Source organism: Actinoplanes sp. NPDC019969 (genome assembly GCF_055562375.1).
Genome location: NZ_JBVHFK010000014.1, coordinates 1 through 17,940, shown reverse-complemented (window position 1 = coordinate 17,940; position 17,940 = coordinate 1). Strand labels below are relative to the sequence as shown.

Annotated in this window: 13 protein-coding genes; 3 read left to right on the top strand and 10 right to left on the bottom strand. The window is 69.7% G+C overall.

Annotated features, from left to right (window positions below; all coding sequences use genetic code 11):
- Nucleotides 1-10: 10 nt before the first annotated feature.
- From ACZ3II_RS34830 to ACZ3II_RS34810, 5 genes are all read right to left on the bottom strand, one after another.
- Nucleotides 11-1,144, bottom strand: coding sequence for a toll/interleukin-1 receptor domain-containing protein (locus ACZ3II_RS34830; RefSeq protein WP_465523414.1), 1,134 nt, complete (start codon nucleotides 1,142-1,144; stop codon nucleotides 11-13).
- Nucleotides 1,145-1,691: 547 nt separating this feature from the next.
- Nucleotides 1,692-2,264: a hypothetical protein gene (locus ACZ3II_RS34825; RefSeq protein WP_465523412.1), complete on the bottom strand. Its 573-nt coding sequence runs from the start codon at nucleotides 2,262-2,264 to the stop codon at nucleotides 1,692-1,694.
- A gap of 177 nt (nucleotides 2,265-2,441) precedes the next feature.
- Nucleotides 2,442-3,191, bottom strand: a complete 750-nt coding sequence (locus ACZ3II_RS34820) for an 8-oxoguanine DNA glycosylase OGG fold protein (RefSeq protein WP_465523410.1) — start codon at nucleotides 3,189-3,191, stop codon at nucleotides 2,442-2,444.
- A 77-nt stretch (nucleotides 3,192-3,268) separates the two neighbouring features.
- Nucleotides 3,269-4,948, bottom strand: coding sequence for an AfsR/SARP family transcriptional regulator (locus ACZ3II_RS34815; RefSeq protein ID WP_465523408.1), 1,680 nt, complete (start codon nucleotides 4,946-4,948; stop codon nucleotides 3,269-3,271).
- A gap of 3 nt (nucleotides 4,949-4,951) precedes the next feature.
- Nucleotides 4,952-6,811 carry an Hsp70 family protein gene (locus ACZ3II_RS34810; RefSeq protein WP_465523406.1) on the bottom strand — a complete coding sequence of 620 codons (1,860 nt, stop codon included), beginning with the start codon at nucleotides 6,809-6,811 and terminating at the stop codon, nucleotides 4,952-4,954.
- A gap of 410 nt (nucleotides 6,812-7,221) precedes the next feature.
- Here ACZ3II_RS34810 and ACZ3II_RS34805 point away from each other — a divergent pair, with 410 nt between their 5' ends.
- Together ACZ3II_RS34805 and ACZ3II_RS34800 are read left to right on the top strand one after the other, a co-directional pair.
- Complete coding sequence (locus ACZ3II_RS34805) at nucleotides 7,222-10,419, top strand: BTAD domain-containing putative transcriptional regulator (protein ID WP_465523404.1); 3,198 nt, start codon at nucleotides 7,222-7,224, stop codon at nucleotides 10,417-10,419.
- A 339-nt stretch (nucleotides 10,420-10,758) separates the two neighbouring features.
- Nucleotides 10,759-12,891, top strand: a complete 2,133-nt coding sequence (locus ACZ3II_RS34800; protein WP_465523402.1) for a S8 family serine peptidase — start codon at nucleotides 10,759-10,761, stop codon at nucleotides 12,889-12,891.
- Nucleotides 12,892-13,258: 367 nt separating this feature from the next.
- On the opposite strand, the gene ACZ3II_RS34795 is transcribed toward ACZ3II_RS34800, so the two are convergent.
- The 5 genes from ACZ3II_RS34795 to ACZ3II_RS34775 all read right to left on the bottom strand — a co-directional run bounded on the left by ACZ3II_RS34795 (nucleotide 13,259) and on the right by ACZ3II_RS34775 (nucleotide 17,318).
- The gene (locus ACZ3II_RS34795) at nucleotides 13,259-14,863 is read right to left on the bottom strand and encodes a VWA domain-containing protein (protein ID WP_465523400.1); all 1,605 of its coding nucleotides are present in this window, start codon (nucleotides 14,861-14,863) and stop codon (nucleotides 13,259-13,261) included.
- 29 nt (nucleotides 14,864-14,892) lie between these two features.
- The gene (locus tag ACZ3II_RS34790; RefSeq protein WP_465523398.1) at nucleotides 14,893-15,996 is read right to left on the bottom strand and encodes an AAA family ATPase; all 1,104 of its coding nucleotides are present in this window, start codon (nucleotides 15,994-15,996) and stop codon (nucleotides 14,893-14,895) included.
- Nucleotides 15,997-16,205: 209 nt separating this feature from the next.
- The gene (locus ACZ3II_RS34785) at nucleotides 16,206-16,577 is read right to left on the bottom strand and encodes a hypothetical protein (protein ID WP_465523396.1); all 372 of its coding nucleotides are present in this window, start codon (nucleotides 16,575-16,577) and stop codon (nucleotides 16,206-16,208) included.
- A complete protein-coding gene (locus tag ACZ3II_RS34780) occupies nucleotides 16,574-16,918 on the bottom strand; it encodes a hypothetical protein (RefSeq protein WP_465523394.1) in 345 nt (114 codons plus the stop codon). Before ACZ3II_RS34780 ends, ACZ3II_RS34785 begins: the two co-directional genes overlap by 4 nt.
- Nucleotides 16,919-17,054: 136 nt before the next feature.
- Nucleotides 17,055-17,318, bottom strand: a complete 264-nt coding sequence (locus ACZ3II_RS34775) for a hypothetical protein (RefSeq protein WP_465523392.1) — start codon at nucleotides 17,316-17,318, stop codon at nucleotides 17,055-17,057.
- A 48-nt stretch (nucleotides 17,319-17,366) separates the two neighbouring features.
- Here ACZ3II_RS34775 and ACZ3II_RS34770 point away from each other — a divergent pair, with 48 nt between their 5' ends.
- Nucleotides 17,367-17,555, top strand: a complete 189-nt coding sequence (locus ACZ3II_RS34770; protein ID WP_465523390.1) for a hypothetical protein — start codon at nucleotides 17,367-17,369, stop codon at nucleotides 17,553-17,555.
- Nucleotides 17,556-17,940 lie beyond the last annotated feature (385 nt).

Below are 17,940 nucleotides of genomic sequence, written 5' to 3'. Positions count from 1 at the left end.
GCCGGCCCGGTCACGGTTGAGGCTCCTCGACGCCGGTACGCTGCGACGGAGCCACCGAGCCCCCGACCGCGGGCTTCGAGCCGACCCACAGGAGCTCGAAGAGTTCCATGAGGAGATGGGCCGCCCGGTCATTACGGATCGCGAAAGCCTCATTATGGGGCAATCTGATGACGGCAACCTGCCGGTCGACGACCGAGAAGGCCCAACCGCCAAGGTTTGGTGCCTCGGCTGCCGACATAACCCTCACGTCGTAGCTCTGGTGGCGCTTCGCTTGGCTCGCGAGGCTGGAGACCAGATCCGCCGGGCCGCCCGTTTGGTCAGTGACGACGATCCGGCGGACGCGCACTCGGTCGCTAGCGCGGTACTCCAAGAAGGCGTCCAGTTTGTCGGCGTCATAAGAATCGCCGATACCGCAGTTCAGAATTCCTGATACAGCGTACTTGGCGGTAGCGATAGCGAGCACCGGACTCAGCTCATCACCACCCTCCGGGGCGGCGCCGTTGCGGGCGGCGAATACCCTCGTGATGGCGTCGGTCAGATGGTCGGCGGGAAGAAGTGAGGCCGGATCGGCTAGTAAGCGGCCTTGACCACGCACTGCCTCGAGGACCTCTACGAGCAGATCGTTCGCGCTTCGCGGCTGTATCGCCGGCGAGGGGGCTTTTTTAGTGAGCTCATCGAATGACTTTTCAAGCTCTGGCCAGAATGCCTCGAAAGATGCTTGAAGGCTTTCTGAAGACACTTTCCCTTCGGTGGCGAAGTTGTTGATGTCCTCCACGAGTTGGTAGATGTCATGCCTCGTGACGGTCGTGACCTGGTAGATCTTTGTAGCGGGGCCGGTGACGTTCGCGACGTCGACACCGAACAGCAACGGAGCCACCCGCGCTCCTTGCATCGAGTGGGACATCATGCCGACCTCGAAGTTGAGCCAGGGAGCATGGAAATTGTCTGAGGTGATGCAGATGATCCCGTAACTTGATTTCTCGAGCTGGGCAATCATCTCCTGCAGCCACTTGGCCCCCTTGGGGATGCTTTCCGCCGACATGAAGGGCTTCACGTTCTGTAATACACGAGGTAGCCAGCGCTTGAGAATTTTCGCTACCTCTTGACTCGTTTCCCCCGACCAGCTCAGGAAGACGTTGATCATTTTGCCTGGGGTACCTCTCTACATCCAGCAAGAAGATCTCTTGTAGGCCCTCAAGACAAGCGTGTTCGAGTCACTTCTAATGATCATTGGAAGTTGCTTGCGGCAGCAGGAAATCGTCGATCTCGAATCGCCTATCTGTCCTCAGCATGGCTCATGTGAGCTTGCGGCGCCATCTACAGGGTCAGAAGCACACGGCCGTGGCGACATCACGATGCTCAGCAAGAAGCGACGCCTCGGGAACGCTACTGGCCGCAGGGGACGAGAGCCGCAGCCGTGGACTCGCGTGAGGAGGCCGGACTCACGTGCGGCGCTGGGCCGGAGGCGACATCACCGGTCAGCGGATCTGCCACTCGGCCAGGATCCGCCCGGACGATTCAACAATCGGTTTACGGCGGCCGCAGGCCGATCCCCGCGCGACCCCTCTGCCGGGCGACATGCTGGGCGGCAGCCACCCGGTTCAGGAAGGTGTGGGCCACTCCCAGGTGACACTGCGACCGGAAGGACATCTGCAGTCCCAGCCCGCGTCGTTGAGGGCGGCCGCGCGGAGTCAACTCGTACGCTTGCCGTCCAGGAGATTGGCTTGTCTGGCTTTCAAGCTGGCGAACCTGTCACGAACGTACGTCACGTAGGGCTCGCCCGGGTGCCCGATCAATGCGCGGACTAGCCGCTTGTCGGCAGGGCGGGCCAGGAAGACTTCATATGAGGCGACGTGCGCACAGAAGTCCTGGAGCGGCTGAGGCATGTCGTTCTCGGCTATCAGGTCGGCATGCTCCACGATCAGGTCGCGCATCTTCCTGTTGACTGGCATCAGGGCCTCCTGCAGCCAGTGCTGCCACTCCTCGGCCTCGCGATCACTCAACGTGCCGGCCCGGCGACGCTCACGATCCGGCAGCTGCGCGCTCCGCATGGTGGTCCAGAGATGCTCGTTGACCGCTACAAGGGCGAACAAGGGGCCGTACAGCGCCCGTAGCTGGTCGTTGACCCGCGTCAGAGCGGCTTGCCGACGCTCGTTACGCAGCCGCGTGTACTGATTGGCGATGAACACGGCAACGGCGACCACGATGCTCGCCGAGGCGGTGATGATGGCAGGTGCGATGGCGGGCGTGGCGGCAACAGCCATGCGCCTATTGTCGCTGCGCTCGCCCGACAGCGGAAGCACGCGATTCTTGAATTAATCGATTAGCTTGACTTCGCCGGCGACCCTCTTCCACAGATCGATCGCTGGAGCGACAGGTTAGGGCATGGCGAGGGCCGATTCGTCGGCTGCGGTGGTCAGCTCGCGATGATGCTCCGGGAGTCAAGAGGCAGCGGTGGAAGCGCCGCGTTCGCGACGTACGGCCGGTCCTGCGCCCTCGCTGAACAGGCGGTACTCGATCTCCTCCGGCCATACCGGCCGGTCCTGGAATACCGACGCCTCGCTCGCCCACCGGGCCATCAGGCGGCAGTACCGGTCGTACGTGGTGGCCGGCCAGTAGCCGCCGAGGCGCAGGCTGGTCCAGCCGTGCCGGTGACGTAACGCGTCGGCCACGCGGTCGTCGAGGATCAGCGCGTGCCGGTCGGCGGCAGCGCTCGGGCAGAAGTAGAGGTACTTGGTGAAGAACGCGGCCCCGAGATGACTGATCGCGTATCGGCGGTCAGTGGGGAAGAACAGGGCATAGGCCTGCGGAGGGTTACGGTGTGCGATCGCGGCCGCTGTGCCCAGCAGGTTCAACGTCTTGGGCAGGTCGGCGGCGATCGCCGTCAGTCGTTGAAGTCCTTTGCGGGGTTTCATGCCGGTCCCCCACGCCACGGCGTACCAGAGTCGGCGCAGGTCCGCGTCGGGCGCTGTCGGATCCAGGGTAAGGATCATCCGTCGGCTGATCCGGTCGGCCGGCGTGCTTGCGTCGAGGCCCTGTAGTGGGCCGCCCGACAGTCCCATCGCGGTAAGCTGCTGGTTCCACCAGCCGATGTTCACTCGCTGCGTGGTGTCCAGCAGCTGTTCCCGGTCGATAGGCTGGGGTTCGCGCCAGTAGGCGGGCAGCTGCAGGGTATCGGTGTCGGTGATCATCCGGCTCGGTGCTCCGTCCTTCTGACTCTATGACGGCGCTGGTCGTGCGACATCACCGCGAATTCTCACATTTCCGGTCACGGCGTTCGTGTGGGCCGCTGTCCGGTGAGCGCGGCGCGGGCGTGGTCCAGGTCGCGGGTCAATGCCTCGCGGGCGGGTGTCAGCCAGGGCCAGTCTCGGCCAGCGGCGAGTGGGCGGGGGTGTTCGTGCAGTATCCGGCGGGCTTCCTGGCGCGTGTGGGTGGTGGCGGCCGGGTCGGTGGCGGCCTGGGCCACGGCGCGCAGCCGGTGCAGGTCGGTGCTGATGGCATGGTCGTTGAGGTGGTACCGGTCATCGCGGCGGATGACCGGTTCGTCGTCGAGTAGCGGCCGTAGTTGTTGACGGAGGTCGCTGAGGGTGGTGTGGAGGCGCTGGCCGATCGAGGCGGGCGGTAGTTGGGGCCAGACGGCGCGGACGAGTTCGGTGCGCGTCGCCCCGCCCGGGTGGATGGCGAGGTAGGCGAGGATCTGTAGAGCGGCGGTGCGCCGCAGCTTCACTGGGGCGCCGCTGATGGTGAGGTGGCACGCGCCCATCAGGGTCATCTCGGCGATGCTGCGGTGGCCGAGGTCGGTTTCTCGGGGGTCGGCGGCTCGGTCGGCCTCGGCGGGTGCCTGCTGTCGGGCGGCGGTGTGGGTGTCGCGTACCAGGTCGAGCAGATCGGTGGCTGCTTGGTGGTCGAGGACGCAGAGGCGGTACGGCCAGCCGATGACGGTGCCGTCGGCGGCGATGAACCAGCGGGCCGCGTCGGCAGTGCCAGGATCCAGCGTGACCACCGTCGGTTCCCGGGGAGAGCCGCTCATGGCGGGCAGATCCGTGCGTCGTGATGAGTGGGGGTCGCCGCGGTGGCCTGTCGGGTCTGTTCCGAGGGCTGGTCGGCGGGGGCTGGTGTCAGTGGCGATCACGTCGGTGAGGCTGGGATGGGTGATGTCGAGGTGAGGCAGGACGCGTCGGCACTCTTCGGCGGGCACCTGGATCCGGGGGTGAGGTGTCGCGGTGACGGCGGCGGTGACGAGCAGGCCGCGGAGCGCTGCGGCGGCGCCGGGCCCGTCGAGGTGCAGGATGCCGGGCGGGAGCCGCTCGGGTAGCGGCGCCGGCGGGTGGGGTGGCGGGTTCGCGGCGAGGGCGGTGGTAATGGCGTCGACGGTAGGGGGCAGCTGCTGCCGTGGGGGCCGTGCGGGGCCGGTGTCGGTCGGGTTCGGGTGACGGCGGTGCCGTCGCAGGAGAGCGGCGGTCGCGGCGACGGCGAGGGCGGTGGGGTAGGGCAGCCAGCCGCCGGCGGGCAGGGTGATGCCGGGCGGCGCGTCGGCGGTGTCGGCGTGATCGGGCGCGGACTGTGGCGTGACCGGCACGGGCGCCGAGGCGTAGCTGGCGTCGGTGGTGGGGAGAGTGAGCGCGGCGACGCCGACCAGTGAGCTCGCGGTCATCTGGGCCGGGGTGGGCAGGGCGAGGGTGTGCCGTGACTGCCATCGCTTGCGGAGCGTTTGTAGGCCGCGGCGGGTGAGGTGGGCGACGAGCAGTAGCCAGAGCAGGGCGGCGACGACAATGACGGCGCCGACGATGTCGGTGGCGGTGCGGGGTCGCTGCAGCCAGTCGTGGACGCCGTCGATGGTCAGGTGCGGTGCTGGTCGGTGCAGGAGCCACAGACCGGCCAGGAGGGGTGGGCCGCCGAAGAACGCGGCGGTGATCAGCGCGGTGGTGACGCGGGCGAGCCGGCGCATGGGTCACCTCGTTCGGCGTCCGGCGAGCAGCGTCCACAGGCGGGTGAGCAGCCAGACGGTGATGGCGGCGGCGTAGAAGGCGCCGAGCATCCGGTAGCCCCACCAGGTCTCCGCCAGGATCAGCAGCGGGACGGTGAGCACGAGGGCGAAGGTGATGCGGAGGGTGGGCTGGCGGGCGAGGGCGCAGGCGATGGCGGCGGCGAACAGGGCGCTGCTGGCGTAGCTGATGGCCGTTCCCCAGCCGTCGAGCCAGTACGGCAGTGGGATGACCTTGTAGAAGGCGCTGAGGACGGCTGCCGTTGTGGCGAGGGTCCAGGAGCTGGCAGGGAAGCTGAGCAGCTGGTCCCAGCCGCCGGAGGGTTGTGGGTGGCGGGGTGCGGTGATGGCGAGTACGGCGACGCCGGCGGCTACGGGCAGGCTCGGCCAGAGGGCCCACTGCGTGGTCCAGGCGGGGACGTTGGTGCCGTCGCCGTTGAAGTAGGCCGTGGCGAGCAGCGCGTAGAGGTAGGCGATGACCGGGCCGGTGACGGCGGCGATGCCGAGGCCGGCGGTGATCCTGCTGATGGAGCCGGCCCGGCCGGGAGTGGCGGGGTTCTTGTCCAGCAGGGCAGCGAACACGGAGGCCGCCTGGATCAGGCCGATCTGGGCGAGGAGGACGGCGATGGTGAGCTGGGGCCAGGCGGCGGTCAGCTCGTAGTAGCCGCGGCGGTACGGCCCGAACGGGTCGCTGCCGTACAGGTCGGCTTTGGCGAGGAAGAAGATGTAGAGCAGGATCGACGCCAGGCCGGGCACGCCGAGCAGGAGCAGCCTTCGCAGCGGCGGTAGCCGTAGCGGCTCGGCGTCACGGTGTTCGCGGCGGGCGGCGGCTGCCGGGTCGCCCTCGGCTGCGCCCAGCACGGCCGCCAGGGTCGGCTGGTCGGCGACCTGCGGCATGGCGCCCAGTTTCGCGGCGATCAGATCCGCGGTTCCGGGAAGCGAGGCGACGCCGCCGATCAGGTGTACGCCGTGGATGTCGGCCAGGGTGAGGTCGGCGGCGGCGACCGTGGCGGCGGCCAGCTGTCCGGCTCGTTCCAGTATGGGTTGCGCGGTCTGCAGGACGTGGGTGTGGGTGACGACCAGTGGTGTAGTGGCCCCGGGCATCGTCACGGCGACCGCCATCTGCTGTGCCAGGGCCTGTTGTGCCGTGCGGATCGTGGCGAGTGTGGTCCACCGGTGGGTGGTGGGCGGGTCGTCGGCGGCAGTGCCGGTGAGCGTGGTGGTGAGGAGCGAGTCGATGCGGTCGCCGCCGGCTGCCGGGTCGTGGAGGGTAGCCAGTACCTCGGTGGCGTTGCCGTGTTGGTGGAGCACCGTGGTCTCGCAGCCGGTGCCGATGTCGATGATCAGCAGGTACCGGTCGTCCGTCGGGGTCGGGGCAGGGGCGAGGCGGTGGGCGGCGGCGGTCGGTACTTCGATGAGCCGGGACGCGTGCAGCCCGGCGGTGCGGGCGACGTGGCGCAGCCAGGTCTTGCGGCGTGGGCCCCAGCCGGCGGGTACGAGCAGTTGCGCCTGTTCGACGGGTTCGCCGGCGACCCGGGTCGCCTCGGCAGTGACGTGGCGCAGGGTGGCGGCGGCGAGGTCGGCGGCCTCCACCGTCGTCGCGCCGGCGGTGACCTGTCCGGTGCCGGCGTGCAGGGGGGACGCCACGAACCCGTCGGGGTCGGTCGCGGCGTCGCGCCACGCCTGCGCGCCTACCGTGACCTTGTCGTCTTTGGTGTGCACCGCGGAGGACAACAGCCAGCCGCCGTCGAACTGCAGCGGGGTCAGAGTGCCGTCGGTTCGGATCAGAACCGCGCGTGTGACAGCCGCCCCGTAATCGATCACCACCGATGACTTCACCGGCCCAGTGAAACAGAAGATCGCCAATGCGTCATCCGGGAATCACTGTTCGTATTCCGTCATGGTTTCCGTGCCCGGCGTGACGCCACCGCCCGCCACGGCACGTCGACCGTCTCCGTTCCGAACCGCGTTCCGTGCGCGCTGATTGCCTCTCGCGCCAACTCACCGGGTCCGTGGGGGCTGCGAGCGAGTCAGTGGCCGCGGTGATGCCACTACCGCCGACCGGTCCGCCCCAGGTGTAAGCGCTGCACAGCGGTTTGTGAGTAGTTGTGAGTGCTCGGTGGCAGCGCCGCGCGGTCGTGTCGGCTTAGCGTTTCGGCATAGCCACCCGCCGATGTTTTCCGGAGGGGTCCGTGGGCGCGGTGGCGTCTGGCAGTCGAGGGGGAGGCCGACGTCTCATGGCGCGCGTGTTCGTGGTGCTGCGATCGATGCTGCTGCTCGCCGGCTGGGTGGGCGGGGTTCCCGTGCTGCTGCTTCTCGGTGGGAATCCGTTGCCCAGCCGGATCCCGTCGGCGACCGAGGTCCAGCAGTGGACGAATCAGCCCCTGGGCGGCGGGATGATCGTGACGCTGGCGTTGGGGGCAGCCTGGCTGCTGTGGTTGATGGCGATCGGGGTCACGGTCGTGGCTGCTGTGGCACGGCTGCGGCGCTGGCGGTGGGCACGGCTGACCGGCTATCTGCCGGCTCCGTTGCAGGGTCTGACGGCCGCGCTGCTCGGGGCTGCCGCGGTCACCGCCGTAGCTCCGGCGGCACCGGTTCAGGCCGCCGCTGCGCCCGGTGACAGCGAGACCGTGCCGGTGAACGCGCTGCCGGCGAGGCTGCAGACCAGCACCACCAGCCTCACCGCGGAGTCCGGCGACAGCGGGCCGGCAGCCGGGCATGGCCGGATGGAGGTGCCCGTCAGCGGGGACGCGGCCTCGCCTGAAAACGTTCGTGAGCGGTATACCGTTCGGCGCGGTGACACGCTCTCCGGGATCGCCGCGGCATGTCTCGGCGACGCCGACCGGTGGCCGGAGATCTTCGCGCTCAACCGGGGCACCCGGTTCACCGGTGTCGGAGGGACGCTGCGGAACCCGGACGTGATCTACCCCGGCTGGCGGCTCGACCTGCCGACCGTGGGCGCGTCTGGGCAGACCGCCCATCCGCAGCGGCCCACCGCGCCGCCCGGAACGGCGCCGGCTACCCGGCCTTCCCCGTCGAACTCTGACGGTATCGGCGACGACCAGACTGCCGGCCCGCCGGCCGCCGGGACCCCGTCCACGGCTGCGCCGTCGCCGACCGCCGCCCGCACGACCGAACCCGGGACAACGTCACTCCGGCCCACCGGAGTATCGGCCTCCCCGGCCGCAACGCAACCTGCCCCGCCTGCTGCGGTGCAGGAGACCGAGGAGGACCGCACGGCCGGGATAGTTCTGGCCAGTGGCAGCTGGCTGGATCTCGGCCTCGCCGCCGCCGTCGCGGCCGCCGCCGGGCTCGTGTGGGCCCACCGGCGCCGCCGTTACGCCCATCGCCCGCCTACTCCCAAACTACGCCTCGACGACACGGACCTCACTCCCCTGCCTCCGGTGATCACCGAGGTCCGCCGTCAACTGCGCGACGCCGCCGCCCCGCGCTGCACCCCCGCATCGACACCGCCGGTCACGGCGACCGCAACCCCCACGATCCACCCACCGGCCGACGCCCCCGACAGCAAGCCCGTCCGCGCCACGGGTGAGACAGAAAGCCAGGAGGACGCACCGGCTCACCGTCCCGCGACTGAGTCGCCGAGCAACCCGGCCGCACCGGCATGGGCGTCCTCCGGGCTCGGCCTGACCGGCCCCGGCGCCGAGGCGGCGGCGCGTGGCCTGCTGACCGCCGCTCTGGCCGACACGGATCCGCAGGCACCGCACGGCCAGGTCGTGCTGCCGTCCGCCACGGCTGCGGCCCTGCTGGGCGCCACCGCGGGCGGGTTGCCCCCGTCGCCCGACCTGATCGTCACCGCCGACCTCGACGCCGCCCTCACCATGGTGGAGCAACACGTCCTGCACCGTGGCCGGCTCTTGGACGACCATGCCGCCGACACCGTCGCCGCGATGCGCGCCGCGGATCCCCACGAGGAACCGGTGCCGCCGCTGCTGCTGCTGGCGGAGGCCCCGCAGGAGCAGGACCGCACGCGGGTCGCGGCGCTGCTCACGCAGGGCCGACGCCTTGATGTGCACGGTGTCCTGCTCGGCGCGTGGCCGGCCGGGGACACCGTCGTCGTCGCCGCGGACGGAACCACCACGGTCGGCGAGGAGCACCGCCCGGACCGGTATCCGGCCGACATCGGCCGACTCGCCGTCCTGAACCCGGCCGAGACCCTCGCTGTCCTGGCCACGCTGGCGGAGGCCCATACCGGCCGGCCGCTCCCCTCCCCCGCCGCCGGCCCTCGAGCACAGCCCGGTGACACCAGCGGCGCGGAGCCGAGCGAGGCCGGCAGGGTGCTGGCGGGTCTGGTGGAGGCGGGCGAGGCCACCGCGGCCCGGCTCGCCGGCGATCTCGGCTTGCCGTACCCGGCCGTCACCGCCGCGCTCGTCGCCGCCGAGTTCCGTGGTCACGCCGAAACGTTTCGCACCGACACCGGGCAGACCTCGTGGCGGCCCACCGACGCCGGCCGGGAGGCCACCGCCCCGGCTCCCGCCACCACGCCGGCCTCGGCCGCCCCGGTCGCGGCGAGCGATCCGGAGGCCCCGGCGGGCGGCCGGTACGCCGCCATCGGCGACGCCCTGGCCTGCCGGGATCCGCAGGTCACCTTCACCAGCGACCGGACCGAGAGTCCCGCGCTGCAGCCCGATGCTGCCGGGCCGGCGGGCCGGGTCGACGTGACGGTGCTGGGCCCGGCGGGCATCGTCGCCGTCAACCCGGACCGGCTGCCCCGTAAGAAGTCCCTCGAGCTGCTGGTCTACCTCGCCGTGCACGACGGTAGCGCCACGGTCGAGGCCATCCTCGACGACCTGCTGCCTGATGCTCCGGCCAGCAAGGCCGCCGAGCGGCTCTACACCTACGTGTCCGATCTGCGGGCCGTCATGCGCCGGATCGGCGGTCCCGCCACCTACCTGACCCACCCGCAGCAGCGGTATGCGCTCAACCCCGAGGCTGTCGGCATCGACCTGTGGCGGATGCGCGCCACGCTGCGGCAGGCTCAGCAGGCGACGGATCCTGGGCAGCGCATCGCCGCGCTGCGGCAGGCGGTCGACTGCTATCGGGGGCCGCTCGCCGACGGCGCCGACTACGAGTGGGTCGAACCGTATCGGGAGGCCATCCGGCAGCAGGCTCTCGACGCCCATCTCGCGTTGGCGGAAGCGCTCGCCGATGACCCGGCAGCCCGAGTACGGGTCCTGGATGACGCCATCGCTCACAGCCCGTACGCCGAAGAGGTGTATCGGGAGGCGATGCGGGCCCGCGCCGCGCTCGGGCACCTCGACGCGATCCGCACACTGCGCCGGAGTCTAAGCCGTGCTCTGGCTGAGATCGACGCGGAGCCGTCCGACGGCACCCTCGACCTTGCCGATCAACTCATCGACCAGCTACAGCACTCCGGCCGCCGTGCCGCCACCGTGGCGTCGCGTCCCGCTTGACTCGCCGCCAGACCCGGCTTACTGCTGACGTGCCGAAACAAAAAAGGACCCAGATTTGGTCCTCGGTGTCCGGGCACGTCAGGGCCGGGCCCCGGAACCGGGCGATGTCGGTCATACAGCGACAAGAATCGCTTCGGCCGGGTCTCGGATGCAGGTTCACTGGGGTGTTCGACTCACTCAGGTGATGGATCTTGACGGCTATTTGTGACGTCGATACGGTTCCGTTTCATGCGGGGTGTATCGATTTCTTTCAGAGTCAGGGCGGGCATGCGGGTCGCCGCTTCCTGTCTGCTCTGCACCGGTCTTTTGAGCGTCAGCTCGCCACGGCCGGCTGTGGCCGTGGCGGACACCGTCCGGCTGGACGTCGGGCTCGTCACGGGCACCGAGGCCTCTGCCGTGATCGATGTCCTTGGGGACACGGTGGTCAGCCACAAACCGGTCACGGGCTTGAACGCGGTAGCCCTCGATGTCCGCGCCGACAGGGCCGACACCGCCCTCGCCGTACTCGCATCGACCGCCGGGGTGCGATACGCCGAACGTGGCGCTGCGGTCGGAGCCGACGGTGCGACAGCGCCGAATTCCTGGAGCATCCTGCAGCTGCCCGAGGCTTGGACGTGGACCCGAGGCGAGGCGAGCGTGAAGGTCGCCGTCGTCGACACCGGGGTGGCTCCGAACGCCGACTTGAGCCCTGGTCGGTTGGCGCCCGGCTATGACGTCGTCGATGGGGACACCGACGCCACGGACGTCAACGGTCACGGCACGGTCGTCGCCGGCCTGATCGCGGCGGAGGGAGGCAATGGCGTCGGCACTGTAGGTGCCTGCCCGAAGTGCACGATCATGCCGGTCCGGGTGATGGCGGGCCGGCAGGGAACGACCGCGGACGTCGCGGCTGGCATCGCCTGGGCGGCTGACCACGGCGCACAGGTGATCAACGTGTCGCTCAGCACCGCCACGCCGAGCCGGTTACTGAAGGACGCCGTCGATCATGCCGTCGGCGCGGGCTCGCTGATCGTCGCCTCGTCCGGCAACGTCGAATCGACGGCACGCCGGTACCCGGCGGCGTATGAGCCCGTCCTGGCGGTCAGTCATGCGGGAACGGTCAGGAACTCCTCGACGGACCAGTGGGTGGATACCAGCACCTACGCCGAGGATGCCTTGGGGCCCGACGGCGAGTGGACCCAGTTGCCCCTTGCGTCCGGGGCGACCGCTGCCGCATCGGGTATCGCCGGGCTTGCCTTCTCGATGAAGCCCACGGCGACCGCCGACGAGGTACGAACGGCAATCCGGGGAACAGCGCCGCTGCCCACCTTCGGCACCTACGCCTACCAGCCTCGCATCGTCAACGCCGCGCAGGTGGTCTACGGTTTCGGTGGCACCGACACGACGAAGCCGGAACTGGTCAAGGCCGGGCTGACCGAGAACCAGCCGGTCCCGGCCGGCGGGGTGTCGGCCATCTCCAAGGCGACCGACGACCACGGCGTCCAGCGCATCGACTATGTCGTCGGTGGGCGCGTTCTCAACACCGGCCGCTCGGGCAGCCAGGTCTTCTTCTCCCCGCCGAAGGGTGCCAACGGCCCGCTGCCGGTCACGGTCGTCGCCTACGACTTCGCCGGCAACGCCGCTCCCGTCACGGTCACCGTGCAGGCCGACACCATCGCGCCCACGATGACCATGGTCGCGCCGAGACCGGCTGAACCCGTGCACGGCTCAGCCGTTACAGCGACCGTCGCCATCCCGGACACCGATATCGACTACGTCTATTCGATTTTGCAGGTCGACGGTGTGAACAGCCGACTGACCCGAGTGGCCGGCACGAACCTCTGGACGGGCAAGGTTCCTCTGGACTTGGGTATGACACTGCACCTGTGCGCGGTGGACAAGGCGGGAAACCGCACCTATCTGCAGCGCACGCTGGTCGCCGACAACGCCCCGCCGGCCGGCGGGGCTGTCGGGCCGGCCGCCGGCACGAGGGTGCGCGGTAGCTTCACCAGCACCCTGACCGGTGTCACCGATGCCAGTGGGGTCGCGAAGGCGGAGCTGTGGGCGAATGGCGCATTGGTGGGCGCCGACTCCACCGCTCCTTACGCTCTGGCGGTGAAGACCGGAACGTACAGCGGGAACGTGTCGCTGGTGTGGAAGGTCACCGATCGCTGGGGTCAGTCGCGGACGCTTCCGGCGCGCGTCGTCGTCGCCGACAACAAGCCTCCGGCCGTGGCCATCACCAGTGCTCCCGCGAACAAGGCGAAGGTGCAGGGCACCGTTAAGGTCTATGCCACAGCCGCCGATGCCAGCGGTATCGTCTGGGTGGACCTCGTGGTCAACGGCAAGGTGGTGGCCGCCCGAGACACCGCCGCCCCCTACGTCTTGGCCCTCGATACCAAGAAGCAGGCGAAGACCATGTGGATCCAGGTACGCGCATACGATCGGCTCGGCAACGTCACTTACACCGCTAGCCGCGTCTGGTACCGCTGACCACCTGTCCCGCTCGCCGGCCGGCGGTGAGGTCGCCCCTTGACGATCGCCGCCCCCGGGCAGCTCGCACGGCCCGAGTCCCGCTGGCCTTGACGCTGATTAGAAACACGCGCGATCACCAGCGGCCAATCCCTGCCATCGGTGATGGATGCGTACCCGTTGACCGTCCGGGGCGTACCTGAACGCGCCGCTACTTTCAAAATCCTGTCCTGGCAGCCCGAGGCCGCCGAGTCCCGGTACTCGGCGGCCTCGATGCGTCTTCGGTCGGCATCAACCGCCCGGGTCTCCTGGTCACGCACCGCCACGGCGCGATCATGCCCGCGGTGTATGACCTGACTGGGTGCGGCGGCGGGGAGGGCCGCGGTGTTCAGGCCTTTTCGAGGGCGGTGACGGCGGCGTCGGCGATGCGGGTGACGGCGTCGATCGGGTCGGCGACGGTGATCGTGGTGGTGTCGGTGAAGGTGTGGCTGCGGATGCCGGCCGGGTGCAGCCACAGCACCGCGCAACCGGCCCGGTGCAGGGTGGTGATGAGTTTCTGGGCGGCGGGTTTGTCGTGGAGGTCGCCGTCGGAGACGACCGCGCACAGGCGCAAGGTCCGGCCGTGGCGCAGGTCGAGGAGCTGGTCGGCGAGTTTGACCGTGTCGCCGAAGGTGTGGGTGGCACCGCCGGGCCGCATGTGCAGAACCTGGCGGGGTCGGCTGTGCGGTGGCACGAGCAGGGTGGTGTTCGAGCCGAAGCCGATGGTGGTGGTGACAGCTTGGCCTCGGCGGGCGGCGTGGGCGAAGATCCACGCCGCGGACGACAGTTCGGCCGCATAAGACGTCATGGAGCCGGACAGGTCGACCAGGATCGCCAGGTGCAGGACCGGTTTCGGAGGCGGTTGCTGGGTGCGGTGCTGCCACGGCTGGGCGGTGGGGGTCTGGCCTGTGGCAGCTTGGGCGTCGGCGGTGATCGCGTGGCGGGTGCGGAGCCGGCCGGGCGGTAGGGCGGCGCCGCGCCGGGTGGGTTCGGGGTTGCGGGTGCGGGCCTGCTGGATCCGGTCGGCGAGGTGCCGCGCGGCGGCGTGCTGCCCGGCGGTCGGTTCGGTGCGCGGCCAGTCGGAGGGTGGGGTGTGCCGGTGGGCGCGGATCCGGGCCTGGTAGTCGGCGGGGGTGATGCCGGCGAGGGCGGCGAGCAGGTCGGTGAGGGCTTGGGCGAGGCGGCCGGGGAAGACACCGGGATCGGCGGTGGGGATCGCCGGCTGGTGTCGCGGGTCGATGCCGAGGGTCTCGCACCACTGTCGCGCCAGTCTGATCATGGTGGTGGCGTCGGTGTCGTCGACGGTGTGGGCCTGTCGCCAGATCTCGCGGAGCCGGTGCAGGCGAGGCCGGCCCAAAACCGCGGTGACGGCGGCCCGGATCGGGCGGACGTCTTTGCTGGTCAGGATACGGACGTCGACGCGAGCCAGGAGCAGGGCGGCGAGGACGCCGGCGTGCCACGGGTCGTCGACGGGGGCAGTGTTGGCGTCGATGAGGATGGTGATGACGGTGTGGCGCAGCCAGCGGCGGTCGGTGCGGCGGCGGCCGCGTTGCCGGCCCTCGGCGCGGGACTCCTCCAGGAGGTCGGCGACCTCGGCGAGGATGGGTGGGGTGCCGTCGGGAGTTGTCCACAGGCTGTGGGCGGCGTGTGCGGCGCCGTGGACGAGGAGTCCGTAGCCGGTGGGCACGACGTTCTTGTGGCCGGCGCGGCGGGGGTCGGTGATGGTGGGGCTGTCGGCGATGTAGGTCGCGTCGACCTCGATGCGGCGTTGGGCGGGATAGAAGCATTCGGGGGCGCCGCCGCCGGCGCCGGGGGCGACGTGGACGTGCAGGTCGGTGCGGCCGGTCAAGGTGGGGACGTGTCGGGTCCAGGCATCGGACCAGGGTTGCCAGTCGGCGTCGGCCGGCGTGCTGGGAGCGGTGCCGGTGCGGCGGTGCGGGTGCGTAGGCGACATGAGAGTTCTGCTCCTTTCCCGGGGGTGGGTCAGCGTTTGCCGAGGGCGAGGGCAGTGATCGGTTTGCCGGTGTGCCGCGACAGCGCGCTGGTGACGGCCTCGCGGGCGTCGTCAGGGGCGATGCCGGCCAGGTTCGCCAGGGCGGCGGTCATGCCGAGGGTGTCCTTGACCTTGACGAAGCCGAGCAGTTCACGCAGTTGCGGCGCCCAGGTGAGACGGCCGGCGGCCAGGTCGAGGTTGAGGTCGACGGCGGCGGCGACCACCTGCCTGGGTACCTTCAGGTCGGCGGCGAGGTCCCAGTCGGTGGTGACCTCGACCTGCACGGTGAACCGGCTGCTGAGTGCTTCGGTGAGGACGGCCTGGTGGACGCCGGGGTTGTGGCCGCCGCAGATGTAGAACCCGTCGGCGGCGTCGATGATCTCGGTGCCGTGCGGGGTGGTGACGGTGACTTTGCCGCGGCCGTCCATCACCGGGTACAGCACCGCGAGTACGCGGGGCGCGATGAGTGTGGCGTCGTCGACCAGCAGCGCCCGGCCTTCGCGCATGGCTTGGACCAGCGGTCCGTAGACGAAGGCGTAGCCGCCGCCGGGCAGGGGGGCGTACGAGCCGAGGAAGTCGTCGACGATGGTGTCGCCGGTGCCGGCGACGGTGAGCAGGTCCGGGAACGCGGCTTCCACCATGGCGGTCTTGCCGGTGCCGGGCGGGCCGTACAGCAGGACCGGCATCTTCTCCCGGCGTAGTCGGTGCAGGACGTTGACGTCCCAGTCGCCGCCGAGCCGGCGCGGGTAGTACAGCTGTCCGCTGGGCCGGGTGATCGGTGCCGGCTTCCCCGGCCTGCCGCGCGTGCCACCACCGCGGCTGCCGCCGGTGGGGGCGGGGAGGGCGCCGGCGGCGTCGATGCCGGCCTGGGTGATCTGGAAGCGGTGCGGGTTGGTGTGGTGGGTGGCGTGTCCCGCGGCCGCCATCTTCTTGCCGACTTCGAAGACGGCGCCGGTCGAGGGCACGCCGAGGGCTTTGGTGATCTCGCCGGTCTTGAGGAGCTGGTCCGGGTGGTCGCGCAGGTAGAGGGCGACTTTGCGGTACAGGTAGCCGGCGCCGCCGGGAGTGGGATCGGTGGTCGAGGATGCGGTCACGGGTGGGCCTTCCTGGAGAAGGCGGCCATGCCTGCACACCCGTCTCCGGGTGCGCAGGCATGCAGCCGCACAGCGGAGACGGGCGGGGATCGCCCCTGGCCTCGATCGCTGGGATCGGGTCGGGAACGCCGCACCCGGGTTCTGGGTGGTGGTCATCGGGCATAACGCCGGGTCGTGCTGTGGCCGGCCGGATGGCCGGTAGGGGTGGGTCAGGCGCAGGGTCTGGTCGGCGGTTCGACGTCGGTGAACCCGAAGAGCCGCTCGATGACCTGCAGGGCCTGGGTGGGATACCGGTCGGCGAAGCCGCGGCAGACCGCCGGTTCCACGCCGTCGGGGGCCATGCCGGGCAGGGTGCTGTGGCAGACGATGTAGCTCTGCGCCTGCCGTGCCTGTTCCACCAGGTCGCGAAGGCGACCGGTCTGGAGGTGCATCAGATTGCCGGGCCGGAACACGCAGGTGTCGCACATCCGGGCCAGCCGCCGGGTCCTCATCGTGACCGGGTCCCCGACCGACAGGCCGTCCGGTCCGGTCATCGCCGGCTCGCCGGCGTCGGCGTCGGCGTCGGCGTCGGGGTGGTTCACCGGTTGTCGCCTTCCCCGGCCGCGGCGTGGGTGTCGTCCCCGGGTGGGGTGGACCAGGCGAAACCGTGCAGCCAGTATCGGTGGTCCGCGTCGGGCAGTATCCACCGGCGGTTGCCGTGGTGGTCGAGGCGGACGGCCCCGTCCACTGGCCCGCGCAGTACCGGGATCTGCGGCTGCGGTGATGCCGCCAGTCCGACGAGCCTGTCGATCAGCCGAAGATCGGCCTTGACGAGTGGCCAGGGTGCGGTCGCATCGGCCGGCACCTCGACGGACATCGCGACGGTGAGGCCGTGAGCGATCAGGTCGATGCGCTGCCACTGCCGGCCGGTCGGCGCCAGCACCTGCTGATGTTGCAGGGGCGGGCAGGCTTGGCGGAAGTCCTCCAGGGTGTCGGCGCGCAGGGTGCGTGATTATGTCCGCGAGAAGCGGAGCCGTTTGTAGGCGATTTTCAGAGCCAGCTCGCGTCGGTCGGCATGATCAATGTTGGTGAGTTCGAGCGCCACTCTCATGTGAGCCGGCCATCTGGCGGGAGCGCGATCCGTAGGGCTCGACCGGCGTCTCGAGGCGTTGGCGGGTGAGTGCGAGCATGTCGATCAGCCAGCCACGCCCGCCGGTGATGTGCCTGGCTTGTAGGAGTGCGTCAAGGTCGTGGTGGACGGCGGGGCCGCCGTCGATGAAGAAGTCTTCGCAGATCCCGAGTAGTAGCGGCAGCAGATCGTTGTGGGGTTCGTCGGTGTTCATGAGGCGGCCGATTCAAGATTGCGTGCGAGTCGCATCTTCGGTTCGAGCGTGGGTCTGAGCGAGGCGGTAGGAGTCGGTGCCGGTCTCGATGATGTTGCCGCCGAAGGTGATCCGGTCGACGATCGCGGCGCTTATCTCGACTTCTGCGTCCAGATTTTATTCCTGACCTGCACTAATGCGTTCTGGACAGGTGCCTTCGACTACCGGCCGCCCGGTATTGCGGATCGGCGCGTCTGACAAGATCGACTCTTGGTCCTCAGGAGTGAGGTGGCATGGATCAACGTCCAGACCCCGTCCAGATCATCGCCCGGCCGAGTGAGCTGGTCGCGAAGCATCAGGAGCAGGTATTCGGTGCGTGGGTCCATCTTGCGCGCAAGGCTGGATGGCAGGTCGAGGCCTTGGACGATGACGTCGATTGGTCGGCCGGCGAGTGTGGTGTTGTTAATATTGAGGGTTTGCGTTATTTAGTCCGAGTTGGGCTTCGTGGCCGTAGTCGGGTCATGAGAGTTCCTGACGGGCATATCGGGTCTCATGCCGCCGACGTGGTCCTTGGAACCCGTTCATTCGTGTCGGAGCCGACTTTTGCTCTCACCGCTTGGGCGGAGCCGGTGTTGCCGTAGAA

Bases quoted from the DNA above. Each gene is read 5' to 3' on its own strand.
- ACZ3II_RS34830 (WP_465523414.1), bottom strand. From the start codon at position 1,144: ATGATCAACGTCTTCCTGAGCTGGTCGGGGGAAACGAGTCAAGAGGTA.
- ACZ3II_RS34825 (WP_465523412.1), bottom strand. From the start codon at position 2,264: ATGGCTGTTGCCGCCACGCCCGCCATCGCACCTGCCATCATCACCGCC.
- ACZ3II_RS34820 (WP_465523410.1), bottom strand. From the start codon at position 3,191: ATGATCACCGACACCGATACCCTGCAGCTGCCCGCCTACTGGCGCGAA.
- ACZ3II_RS34815 (WP_465523408.1), bottom strand. From the start codon at position 4,948: ATGCGCCGGCTCGCCCGCGTCACCACCGCGCTGATCACCGCCGCGTTC.
- ACZ3II_RS34805 (WP_465523404.1), top strand. From the start codon at position 7,222: ATGGCGCGCGTGTTCGTGGTGCTGCGATCGATGCTGCTGCTCGCCGGC.
- ACZ3II_RS34795 (WP_465523400.1), bottom strand. From the start codon at position 14,863: ATGTCGCCTACGCACCCGCACCGCCGCACCGGCACCGCTCCCAGCACG.
- ACZ3II_RS34775 (WP_465523392.1), bottom strand. From the start codon at position 17,318: ATGAACACCGACGAACCCCACAACGATCTGCTGCCGCTACTACTCGGG.